This is a genomic window from Dactylosporangium sp. NPDC051541 (assembly GCF_044454505.1).
Classification (GTDB): Bacteria; Actinomycetota; Actinomycetes; order Mycobacteriales; family Micromonosporaceae; genus Dactylosporangium.
The window spans coordinates 76,714-87,461 of the sequence record NZ_JBITDU010000014.1; the positions used below are offsets into that span (position 1 = coordinate 76,714).

11 protein-coding genes are annotated in these 10,748 nt (G+C 70.6%); 3 read left to right on the forward strand and 8 right to left on the reverse strand.

Annotated features, from left to right (window positions below):
- Position 1: 1 nt before the first annotated feature.
- Positions 2-214, reverse strand: coding sequence for a hypothetical protein (locus ACIA8L_RS43185; protein WP_395913981.1), 213 nt, complete (start codon positions 212-214; stop codon positions 2-4).
- 168 nt (positions 215-382) lie between these two features.
- Here ACIA8L_RS43185 and ACIA8L_RS43190 point away from each other — a divergent pair, with 168 nt between their 5' ends.
- A complete protein-coding gene (locus ACIA8L_RS43190; protein ID WP_395913983.1) occupies positions 383-1,714 on the forward strand; it encodes a hypothetical protein in 1,332 nt (443 codons plus the stop codon).
- A gap of 119 nt (positions 1,715-1,833) precedes the next feature.
- Complete coding sequence (locus ACIA8L_RS43195; RefSeq protein ID WP_395913985.1) at positions 1,834-2,805, forward strand: ThuA domain-containing protein; 972 nt, start codon at positions 1,834-1,836, stop codon at positions 2,803-2,805.
- A gap of 16 nt (positions 2,806-2,821) precedes the next feature.
- On the opposite strand, the gene ACIA8L_RS43200 is transcribed toward ACIA8L_RS43195, so the two are convergent.
- The 7 genes from ACIA8L_RS43200 to ACIA8L_RS43230 form a co-directional block, all read right to left on the reverse strand.
- Positions 2,822-3,439, reverse strand: a complete 618-nt coding sequence (locus ACIA8L_RS43200; protein ID WP_395913987.1) for a DUF4328 domain-containing protein — start codon at positions 3,437-3,439, stop codon at positions 2,822-2,824.
- Between the two features lie 24 nt (positions 3,440-3,463).
- A complete protein-coding gene (locus ACIA8L_RS43205) occupies positions 3,464-5,056 on the reverse strand; it encodes a PfkB family carbohydrate kinase (RefSeq protein WP_395913989.1) in 1,593 nt (530 codons plus the stop codon).
- On the reverse strand, positions 5,053-6,582 hold the full coding sequence (locus ACIA8L_RS43210; RefSeq protein WP_395913991.1) for a PfkB family carbohydrate kinase: 1,530 nt from the start codon (positions 6,580-6,582) through the stop codon (positions 5,053-5,055). The genes ACIA8L_RS43205 and ACIA8L_RS43210 overlap by 4 nt, the downstream gene beginning before the upstream one ends.
- Positions 6,583-6,687: 105 nt before the next feature.
- Positions 6,688-7,800: an ABC transporter transmembrane domain-containing protein gene (locus ACIA8L_RS43215; RefSeq protein WP_395913992.1), complete on the reverse strand. Its 1,113-nt coding sequence runs from the start codon at positions 7,798-7,800 to the stop codon at positions 6,688-6,690.
- Positions 7,797-8,171, reverse strand: coding sequence for a hypothetical protein (locus ACIA8L_RS43220; RefSeq protein ID WP_395913994.1), 375 nt, complete (start codon positions 8,169-8,171; stop codon positions 7,797-7,799). The genes ACIA8L_RS43215 and ACIA8L_RS43220 overlap by 4 nt, the downstream gene beginning before the upstream one ends.
- Positions 8,172-8,315: 144 nt before the next feature.
- On the reverse strand, positions 8,316-9,197 hold the full coding sequence (locus ACIA8L_RS43225; protein ID WP_395913996.1) for a TetR/AcrR family transcriptional regulator: 882 nt from the start codon (positions 9,195-9,197) through the stop codon (positions 8,316-8,318).
- Positions 9,190-9,756 carry a TetR/AcrR family transcriptional regulator gene (locus ACIA8L_RS43230; RefSeq protein ID WP_395913998.1) on the reverse strand — a complete coding sequence of 189 codons (567 nt, stop codon included), beginning with the start codon at positions 9,754-9,756 and terminating at the stop codon, positions 9,190-9,192. Before ACIA8L_RS43230 ends, ACIA8L_RS43225 begins: the two co-directional genes overlap by 8 nt.
- Positions 9,757-9,845: 89 nt before the next feature.
- Here ACIA8L_RS43230 and ACIA8L_RS43235 point away from each other — a divergent pair, with 89 nt between their 5' ends.
- Positions 9,846-10,748, forward strand: coding sequence for an NADP-dependent oxidoreductase (locus ACIA8L_RS43235; RefSeq protein ID WP_395914000.1), 903 nt, complete (start codon positions 9,846-9,848; stop codon positions 10,746-10,748).

Consider the following 10,748-nt stretch of genomic DNA (forward strand, 5'->3'; position numbering starts at 1 on the left):
GTCAGGCCGCCGCCCGCAGGGCCGCGACCGGCTCCGCCCCGGCCACCGCGGGCGTCGAAGCACGGACGAGGTCGGCGTGCTGGGCCGCCGGGCAGGGCGCGGGCCAGCCGCAGGCCACGCAGGTCCCGTCCCCATCGGCCACGGCCCGGTGCCGCTCGAGGATCTCGGCGGCGGTCCCCGCCAGAACGCTGCCAGCCAGAACAATGTGCGTCACGGCGCCGCACATACCCCACCACTTGCGCCGTCAACCAAATTCGAGCCCCGCGCGTCACTGATCGAGCCGCGCAGTGTTCGCCCGTGGCCGTGGAACGGGATGTCACACATCAACGGGGGAGTCCAGACCTGCGCCGCGGCCCGCGGTGCGTCATCGCGAGGAGTGAACGTGGGGTCCGAGCTGCACTCGGTGAAGGTGCTCGAGAAGTACGACCGTACTGTGACGCTTGGCGTCGAGGTGGTGAACCCCGGCCAGGACGAGCTGTCGGAGAACCTGAGTTTCGCGTTGATGGTGCTGCGCGAGGGCACGGACGGGCATCCGGATGCTCCCCTCGCCGTGGAGGTCGGCTTCCGCGACACCCTCGACGAGGACTGGCTCCAGCTCTACACGCGGGGATTCATCGAGAGCGTGCGATCAATGCCTGAGCGCTCGCTCACCGTCACCGTCACCGACCCGGCCTGGATCGAGCACCTGCGGCCGGGCGTCGAGTTCGCCGGCCGCGCCTTCGCGGCGGCGTCGGACTTCGACGAGTGCGAACCCATCCACCCCGGCCGGACCGACCCCGACGCGCCGGTGCCCGAGGCGTTCATCTCCGTGCCGGGCGCCCTGTGGACGGCCGGCGGGCTGCCCGCGGCGGTGCGGGCGTCGGCATACAGCGCCGGCGCCTACCACGCGCCGGATCTGCGGACCGGGACCCTCAGCGCCGCCGACCTGACGGATCTCGACGGTGCGGTGGTGTTGTACCAGGAGAGCGGCGACGATGTGCCGGAGGTCGGCCTCCTCGCGCTCGACGGCGACTCGATGGCAATCCATTTCGTGCATCCCGGAGTCCATGGCACCACGAAACGATCGCCGTTCACCGGTTCCATCGGCAAGGCGGAGCTGATCGCCGGCAAGCGCCGCGGCTCCCGGCTGCGCTTGTCACGGGTGCTCCGCCACGTGGAACCGGTCCTGCGCGACGTCATCGTCGACCGCGGCGCCGCCACCTTCAGCATCGTGGTGCCGCCCGGCCACACCGGTCTGCGCGCCCTCAGCGAGGAGCGACTCGTCGGCGGCGCGCTGCAGATGATGCTCGCGCCGCTGCGGGCCGGCGACGAGTTCTTCCCGCGACTCGACCCGGCACCGCTGTCGTGGACGGTGGAACGGGAGGTACGGCGGGTGTGCGGCGACGAGCACGGGCAGTTGCCGGAGTTCCTCGGCCACCCGGTCCACCCGCACGACATGGTGGAGCGGCTGGCCCGCGGCTTCATCGCGTCGGCCGAGGTGGTGTCCCGGACTCCGGACCGGATCGGCGACGCCGACGCGCTCGACGCACTGTCCGAGGCGGGGCAACGGGAACTGCTGGAACAGCCGTGGCCGGAGCTGCGACTGCGGGTGACCCCGTATCACGCGGTGTATCTGCGGCACCTGGACGAGCCGTTCGACCCGCTCCCGTTGGGCGGTTTCCTCGCCGCTCAACCGTGGGAAGGCCGGCCGGCGACACCGGCGACGGCACCATAGGCCGGTCCGCTGTGCGGTCCGACAGATCCACTATATGGACGAACCCTCGGTCGGCGGCTTATCCTTGGGCGGCTTCCGATCCGGTACACAAGGTCCGCCTAGTGGTTTGGAGTATCGGCATGCAGTGGAACCGCCCTGCCCTGTTGACGGTCCTGGTCGCCGCCGCGACCACGGCCGCCATCGGTCTCATCTCGATCCTGCCCAGCGCCGCCCACGACCCGCGGGAGCGCGACACCGGCGCTCGCGAGCTGGGTAGCCCGGACTACGGTGTCTGCCGCGGCACCGACGAGCGCTGCTACCACGACTGGGGCAACTTCAACCCGGCCAACGGATACAAGGTGCTGCTGGTCACCCGGACCGCCGGGCCGCGCCACGCGAACCTCGGCCCGGCCCTGGCGCCTGGCCTCAACCCGCCGCTGACGGCCGCGAACGTGGTGCAGAACGGCGTGGTCGCGCTCGGGTCGAAGCACGGGTTCGCGGTGGACTGGACCGAGGACCTCGCCCAGCTCGCCAGCCCGAATCAGCTGTTCAAGTACAACACCGTCGTCTTCTTCTCGACTTCGCGGGACGCGCTCGACGACGCCGCGCAGACGGCGCTGCGGCAGTACGTTCGCGGCGGGGGCGGGTTCGTCGGCGTGCACAACGCGTTCGGGACCGAGTACAACTGGCCGTGGTACGAGGGCCTGCTCGGCGGCGCGAACTACTACGACCACGGTCCGGCCCAGCCCGGCACGGTCCGCGTCGTGGACCGCCGCGACGCCTCGACCGCGGGGCTGCCGGAGCGGTGGCAGCTGCGCGACGAGTGGTACAACCTGGTCCCGTTCCCGACGAAGGTCCGCGTCCTGGCCGAGGTCGACGAGAGCACCCTCGCGCAGGGCGTGACCGGCTCCATGGGCCACCCCGGCCACGGCCGCGACCACCCGGTGACCTGGTGCCAGTACTACGACGGCGGCCGCGCCTGGCTGACCACCCTCGGCCACGACGCCCAGCTGTTCGGCGACGGCACCACGTTCCCGGGCGCCGTGCAGTTCCAGCAGATGCTCGCCGGTGGCATCACCTCGACGATGGGCGCGGCACCGTTCTGCCGCTGACTCCTTGCGGCGGGCGTCACGCCGCCTCCGGCTCCGGCGCCTGCTCCCACTGCTGGTGGATCTCGGTGACGTGGGTGACGATGTGGAACCCGAGCCCGGCCGCGACGCACCCGAGCGCGCCGTACACCATGTTGAGCCACGGCTCGTAGTGGAACAGGACGCTGGCGTTGACGACGGCGAACTCGTGGAAGGCGAACAGCAGCAGCGAGAGCACGAACGTCACCCACCACCCGAGGACCTTCTTCGGCAGCGGCTCGTTGCCCAGTTTGTCGGTGCGGTAGTAGACCTCGGCCACGACGAGCAGCGGCACCCACAGGTTGAGCACCGGCGTGAACCACGAGGCGACCGGCTGTACCTGCGACCACCTCAGGCCGTCGGCGCCCTGCTCCTCGAGGTTCTCCCGGGCGAGGTACAGCCAGAGGATGAACACGATCGCCGTGTACAGCCAGCCGACGATCAGCAGCCACGAGAACAGCGTGTGCACGACACCGGGCTGGTAGTCGTCGAGGGCCCCGGAGAACATGATGGTGCCGAAGTTCAGCACCGCCAGCCCGCCCAGCCCGACCTGACACAACCCGGCGGGAAGCCCGACCCGGGTGCGCGCCTGGCCGGTCGGCTCGGCCTGTTCGCTCATCGACACCAGCCCCCTCGTCGTTGCCTAGAGCATGGCCGACCCCCGCAAGGGCTCACCCTCCTGCGACAGGACCCGCCGCTTCAGCAGCTGCCGCAAGCGCCAGAGCACCGACGAGATTCCGCGACGCGGGAACGGGATCGTGTACGGTGCCGCGAGTTCGGGTACGTAGTCGCATCCCTCCTCCGCGAGGACCGCGACCCGATCGAACCCGTATTTTCCCTGGAACAGGCCGATCTCGTGGACCACGTTCGGCCGCGCCAGGTGCCTGCCTTCGAGCGTGAGGTCATCGGCCGTGAGGACACAGACGGCGAAGGAGCACAGCGACAGGTTGGCCTCCAACGCCTCGGTAACCGCCACGCTGCCCCACGTCTGCCGCTCGAAAAAGTGCACGGGCAGTCCCAGCTCGTTCTCGATCAGATCCTTGACGGCCAGCCAGTCGGAACTCCCGCCGTGCGCGATGAACACCCCGACGGGCTCGACGGGTGCCCGCCGACCGGCATCCAATGACCGGATCAGCTCCTGTGCCACCCGCGGGAACTGCGAGTGGCCGCTGTGCCCGACATACCGAAGTTTGTGCCGGGCCAACGCCATCCCCAGCAAGGCCCCCAGCTCGACCTGCAGCCGGTCGGAGGTGATGACGGCCAGCAGGCCGGCCGCGAACACGTCCCCCGCCCCGGTCGCGTCCTCGACTTCTCCAGCGGTCAGCGCCGATTGCACGTAATGGTCTCGGCGCACACCCGCCTCGTCCCGGATGAAGGTGGTGATCCCGGACGGCTTCTTGACCAGGATCGTCGCGCCGGGCCGGGCCCGGCGCAGCAGTCGATCCGCTACGTCCGTCTCGTCGTCATCGTCGCGATGGTCACCGAGCGCCTCGAACTCCCGCTTGTTGAGCAGCAGGAAGTCCGCGAGCCGTACGATCTCGGCGATGTCGGGGGTAGGGTCTGTCGCCCACACGTGACCAGGGTCGAACGAGATGAGCGTGTCCGGACTGCATTGCCGGACGGCCTCGAGCACGGCTCGCATCCGCGACGGCGTCCGCGGATCGAGGAACGACGTAACGTGCACGACCCGGGCCGCCGAAAGATACTTCACAACCGCCTCGAAGTCGTCCTCGAGATAATCGGCCATGAGTTCGTTGGCGCCGGCGTGGGTGAGCAGCGTGCGCTCGCCGGCCGTGACGAACGAGAAGCAGATCCCGCTGAGTACGTCGGTGTGACGACGAACCCCGGCATTGTCGATCTCCAGGAGCTCGAGTTGGCGGGTGCTCGACATCCCGGGTATCGGCATCTTTCCGGCGACGCCGACGTAGCCGAGCCGTAGCCCGAGCTTCGTCTGCGCGATCGCCGTGATGGCGTTGAACGCCGAACCGCCAAGGTTGACCTTCAGCGACCCGGCGTCGGCCGCCTCCAGTGCCGCGTAGATCACGTCCGCACTGACATCGCGCTCGACGCCCCACTCGATCGGCGCCTCACCTTCGAGAAGGTTGTTGAGCCGGGCGACGAGTGGGGCGTCGCCGGTCGCAACCCGGCGCTGCAGGGTCGAGGCGGTGGCGATGTAGTCCAGATTGAGGGCGCCGACGCCGACAACGTCGAATTCGAACTTGTCTTTCCGGCTCATCTCGCACCATTCTCCTCGAGTAAACCCTCACGTACGAGCATTCGTTCAATCTCAAGGAAGGTTGCATCGACCTGGCCTCGGGAGAACGCCAAACGAATGAGACCGGCCGCGTTGGAGAACACCTCACAGCCGTCTTCCACAAGCATCGCGACACGACCGAAGCCGTATCTCCCCTGAAAGACGCCCGTCTGATGCACGACGTCCTGATCCGCCCGCCCGTGACCGTCGCTCGTCGCGGCGTCCGATGTCAGCACGCACACAGCAAAGCTGCATTTGTTCAGAATCACCCGCATCGCGTCGGCGATCGGTTTTCGCAACTCGGACCGGTCCAGTTCGAACACCACAAGTCCGCAGTCGGACGCAAGAAACTCGCGGACTTCCAGCGATGGTGGCGTGCCGTCATGGGACAGGAACACACCGGACGGACGCGGCCGCGGCCGGGTCAGGCTTTCCCGGATCTGCAGAAATCCGGCGTCCAATGCGGGCAGACCGTCTCCCTGAAGCTTGTGGCGGGCCAAACTCAGGCCCAGGAGGGAGCCGAGCTCCACCTGGATGTCCCGCGAGGCGAATCCCGCGAGCACGGCCGCCGAGAAGATGTCGCCCGCGCCGGTGGCGTCCTCGAGCACACCGTCGGCCCGGAACGGCAGCGCGAGCCGAAACTGCTCGATACTGCGTCCCTGCGGACCGAGCCGGAAGACCTCGACGAAGTCGTATCGCTTGGTGACCAGCACCGCCGCGCCGGGCGCGCATCGGCCCAGCAGGCTGCGGGCCACCTCGGCATCGAGCTGACCGTGCCGGTATCGGCCCAGCGCCTTGAACTCCCGGAAGTTGACGAACACGAAGTCGGCGAGCCGAAGGATGCCGAGAACCGCCGCGGTGGGATTGACCGCCCAGTCGTGCCCAGGGTCGAAGGTGATGCGCAGTGCCGGGTTGAGCTCTTTGGCCCGGCTCAGCACCGCCAGCTGCTCCGGCGGGCTTTCAGGGTCCAGCAATGACGTCACATGGGCGAAGCGTGCCCCGGCGAGGTATCGCGCGATGGGTTCACGGTTCTCGCGCAGATACGTTGCCATGTAGAGGTTCGCCCCCGGGCAGGTCAGCAGCGTCCGTTCGCCATCATCGATGTATGAGAGGCACATGCCGGATGGACGCATCGGCAGCTTGTGCACCCATTGCCGGTCGATGCCGAGCAGATCCATCTGGTGGGCGAAGGAAAGTCCGAGCATGCCGACCTCGCCCATCACGCCGACATAGCCGCATTGCACCCCGGCCTGCATCTGCACGAGCGCGAACACCGTATTCCACGCCGAACCACCCAGCGCTGTTTGCAGCGACGACGTTCCCAGCTGGTCGATGACCGCCAGGATCGTCTCCTCACTGGCCCGGCCCTCGACATTGCGCTCGAAACGAGCGGCCGACTCGCGCACATGGTCGGCCATTCGCTTGGTGAGGCTCGACGCGCTCGCGATGTAGTCGACGTTCAACGCCCCGAGCCCGACCACATCGAGACGACTCCGGGACTCCGCCACGCTGTCCTCCGACGATGTCGCCGTGCGGGTTTCAAGTGTCGCATCGACGCGCGTATGGGGCAACGCTACGTGACGCATACGTCACTCAAGTGAGGGAGGTGCCGTTCAGCGCATCGCCCAGGCGCGCCAGAGCTTCGCGTAGGTGCCGCCGGCGGCGACGAGGTCCGCGTGGGCGCCTTCCTCGGCGACGCGGCGGGCGGTCAGGACGACGATCCGATCGGCCGCGGCGGCCTGGGTGAGGCGGTGGGCGACGATGAGGGCGGTGCGGCCGGCGGTGGCGGCCAGGGCGATGCGGGCCAGGGCCAGCTGCTGGGCCTGGGCGGCGGTCAGCGCGTGGCCGCCCTCGCCGACGACGGTGTGCACGCCCTCCGGCAACGCGCTGACCCAGTCCAGTGCGCCGACCACCGCCAGGGTGGCCTCGGCCGCGCCGGCCGCCTGGATGTCGGCCGCGCTGAACAGCAGGCCGCCGATCGGGTTGAACAGGCGGTGGAACAGGACCGCGGCGGCCGCGGTCTCGCCGACGGTGACGGCTCCGGTGCGCACGAGGAAGTACCCGGCCACGACGATCGCGGCCACGCCCGCGAACTCGGCCCGGTTGACGCGGGCCACGAGCCGGGTGAACAACGTGAAGACGTTGAGCTCGACGTCGCGGGCGCGGGCCGAGGCCTCGTCGATGCCGCGGAGGCGGCGCGGCTCCAGGTGGTAGGCGTGGACCGTCGGCCGGCCGAGCATGCTCTCGACCAGCAGGCGGGCCCGGTCCGCGATGGCGGCGCGCTGGGCGGTGTAGCCCGGTGCCGAGCGCGGCAGGTACCAGCGCAGGCCCAGGACGTACCAGGGAAGCGCGATTGCTCCGGCCAGACCCAGGCGCCAGTCGATGCCCGCCATGGTCGCGAGGCTGAGCACGGCCAGCAACACCGACGAGATCATGGTCGGCAGGATCTCGGTGACGACCCGGTGGACGGCGGCCACGTCGGAGCCGACGCGGGCGAGCAGGTCGCCGCGGCCGGCGCGCTCGAGGGTGGCGGTGGGCAGGCGCAGGGCCCGTTCGACGGTCGCCTCCCGCAGCTCGGCGAGGAGGCGGCCACCGGCCCGGGCGACGAGGTACGTGGCCAGCCCGGCGGTGAGGCCGGCGACGAGCGTGCCGACACCGAGATGCCGCCGGTGCCGGGTGAGCGCCCGCCGCAGCAGGCCCGGGGCGGACAGGGAAGAGCTGATCATCGCGGTGGTGAGGGTACCCTAACTCCGGGCCGGACGACCAGGCAGCCCAGCAGCACGAGCGCGGGCACGATGTGCAGCACGGCCCCCACCCATTCGCCGGCCCCGAACCTTCCACCGGCGATGTACGCGACGATGATCGCCGCCGGCACGGCGTGCATGACGAAGTTCGGCGCGAGGAACGCCCGGGCCAGCCCTTCCTCGCGCCGGCTGACGATCCAGTTCATGACCCCGATGACGACCAGATCCGTCCCGAGGGCCCGCGCGACGAGCAACGCGTGCGCGTCCGGATCGGCTCCGAGCCCGGCCCCCGGCGCGGCCAGCCACACCGCGCCCAGCACCACGATGTCGAGCACGGCAACGACCTTCAACACGAGCGACAGCCTCACAACGCCTCCCCGCCATTAAGCGGGACAGTCATCCCGCTTCGCTGGCGAAGATACGGGATGCTGGTCCCGCTTGTCGAGTATGCCGGGCGGGTGACCCCGACGACGTCCACCTGATGATGCGTCGACCGGCTACGCCGGGGTGGTGACCGCGGAGACGACCATGTCGCCGAGCATGCGGCGGTAGTGGTCGCGGCGGGCCGGGTCGACGGGGTCGCGCTCGAAGATGGCGGTGAAGGTGTATCGGTTGGCGATCCGGAAGAAGCAGTATGCGCTGATCGCCAGGTGCACGTCGACGGCGTCGACGTCCTCGCGGAAGACGCCCTCGGCCCGGCCCCGTTTGAGGATCTGCTCCAGGATGCGGATCGCCGGGCTGTTGAGGGCGGCCAGGCTTTCCAGCTGGGCGATGTGCTCGCCGCGGTGGATGTTCTCGATGCTGACGAGGCGGATGAAGTCGGGGTTGGCCTCGTGATGGTCGAAGGTGATCTCGGCCAGCCGGCGGATCGCGTCGGCGGGGGCCAGGTGGTCGAGGTTGACGCGGGCCTCCGCCTCCCGGATCCGCGCGTAGGACCGTTCGAGGGCGGCGATGTACAGCTGCCGCTTGCCCCCGAAGTAGTAATAGATCATCCGCTTGGTGGTCCGGGTCCGCTCGGCGATGAGGTCGACCCGCGCCCCGTCGTAGCCCCGGTCGGCGAACTCGGCCGTGGCGACGTCGAGGATCTCCCGCCGCGTCCGCTCCGCATCCCGGCGGCGGACGTCAGGCTGATCCATGCCCTCAGTCTCCCACGAGCCGGACGCTGCGCTGCACCCCGAGCTCAGCGAAGCCGAGCGCCCGGGCCACCCGCCGGGACGCCTCGGGCCGCCGAGCGTGACGATGCCGACCCAGCCGGGCGGGCACAGTTGCGACTCCGGCGCGACCACCACCGCGAGGCCGGCGTCCGGGAACGCGACCGGCACCCCGGCCAGGTCGGTCCAGAGCCGCCGGGCCCGGTCGAGGAGCCGGCCGTCAGTCACGGTCGGCCCGCAGCCCGGCCAGGATCAGCCCGGCGAGCTTCCCGATCACCTGCGCGCTGGTGGCCGGGGGCAGCCGCCGCAGCGAGGCGATGGCCAGCAGGCCGGCCCGGACGTCGTCGGCGCCTACGCCGGGGCGCAGCTGCCCGGCCGCCTGGGCCCGGAGCACGAGGACGTTCAGGGCCCGGGTGTGCTCGCGCCGCTGTTCCAGGAGCGCGTCGTCGGCCTGGTCGGCGCGCAGGAGGACCTCGTTGATGGCCCGATCGTGGATCTGCCGCTCGGCGAACCGCAGGATCGTGCCGGACAGGGCCCGCCACGGGTCCGGATCGTCGAGCGCGAGCCGGACCTGTTCGCCGCACGCCGCGACCCGCTCGGCGAGCACCGTGGTCACGAGGTCGGTCCGGGTCGGGAAGTGCCGGTAGAGGGTCGCCACCCCGATCCCGGCCCGCCGTGCGACCTCCCGCATCGGCGCCTCGAGCCCCACCTCGGCGAACGTCTCCCGGGCGGCGGCGACGACCCGGTCCCGGTTGGACCTGGCGTCGGCCCGCCGCATCTGAGACATCTCCGGCCGCCGTCCTTCTCAGTTGGCTCCACGGGCTCCGTTGCCGATCTACGGTACCGGCAGGATCGCCCGCGCAGAGGAGCCGTGTGATGTTCGCAGTGCAGTACGACCGGTTCGGCGGCCCGGAGGTCCTGGCCCTCGGCTCGGCCGCCGCGCCCCGCCCGAAGCCGGGCCAGGTGCGAGTCCGGGTCCGGGCCGCGGGCGTCTCCCCCGCCGACGCCGCCCTGCGGTCCGGGCGCACGCCGATGGGCGCCCGGCTGTCGCTGCCGCACATCCCGGGCGTCGACGCGGCCGGGATCGTCGACGAGCTGGGCGACGGGGTCACCGGGGTGGCCGTCGGGGATGCCGTGTTCGGCGTCGTGGACCTGGGTGTGCTCGGCGGGGCCACGGCCGAGTTCGCGGTGCTGGACGTGTGGGCGGCCAAGCCGGCCGCGATGCCGTGGCCCCAGGCGGGGGCGGCCGGCTCCAGCGTGGAGACGGCGACCCGGGCGCTCGACCGGCTGGACCTGCGGCCCGGGATGACGCTGCTCGTCGACGGGGCGGCCGGGGGCGTGGGGAGCGTCGCCGTGCAGCTGGCCGTGGCGCGAGGGGTACGGGTGATCGGGACCGCCCGGCCGGCCAGTCACGAGTTCGTCGCCGGGCTGGGGGCCACGCCGCTGACCTATGGGACGGGCTTCCCGGCATCCGTGGATCGAGCGTTGGACGTCGCGGGGGCCGGGTCGGTGCCGGCGCTGGTCGCGGTGACCGGTTCGCCGGCGCACGTGGTGACTCTGGCCGACTTCACCGCGGCCGCGCACGGGGTCCGCCTGTCCATGGGGTCGCTCGCCGGTGAACCCTCGGGCGCACACGGCCTGCAGGCCGTGGGCGGGCTGGTGGATTCCGGGCGGTTCACGGTACCCATCGAAGCTGCATTCGCATTTGAAGAGGCCTCGAAAGCCCACACGGCCATCGAGCACGGGCCCCGCCGGGGCAAGATCGTCCTGCTCCCCTAG

Coding starts and splice junctions, on each gene's coding strand:
- ACIA8L_RS43195 (WP_395913985.1), top strand. CDS start 1,834: ATGCAGTGGAACCGCCCTGCCCTGTTGACGGTCCTGGTCGCCGCCGCG.
- ACIA8L_RS43200 (WP_395913987.1), bottom strand. CDS start 3,439: ATGAGCGAACAGGCCGAGCCGACCGGCCAGGCGCGCACCCGGGTCGGG.
- ACIA8L_RS43205 (WP_395913989.1), bottom strand. CDS start 5,056: ATGAGCCGGAAAGACAAGTTCGAATTCGACGTTGTCGGCGTCGGCGCC.
- ACIA8L_RS43215 (WP_395913992.1), bottom strand. CDS start 7,800: ATGATCAGCTCTTCCCTGTCCGCCCCGGGCCTGCTGCGGCGGGCGCTC.
- ACIA8L_RS43230 (WP_395913998.1), bottom strand. CDS start 9,756: ATGTCTCAGATGCGGCGGGCCGACGCCAGGTCCAACCGGGACCGGGTC.
- ACIA8L_RS43235 (WP_395914000.1), top strand. CDS start 9,846: ATGTTCGCAGTGCAGTACGACCGGTTCGGCGGCCCGGAGGTCCTGGCC.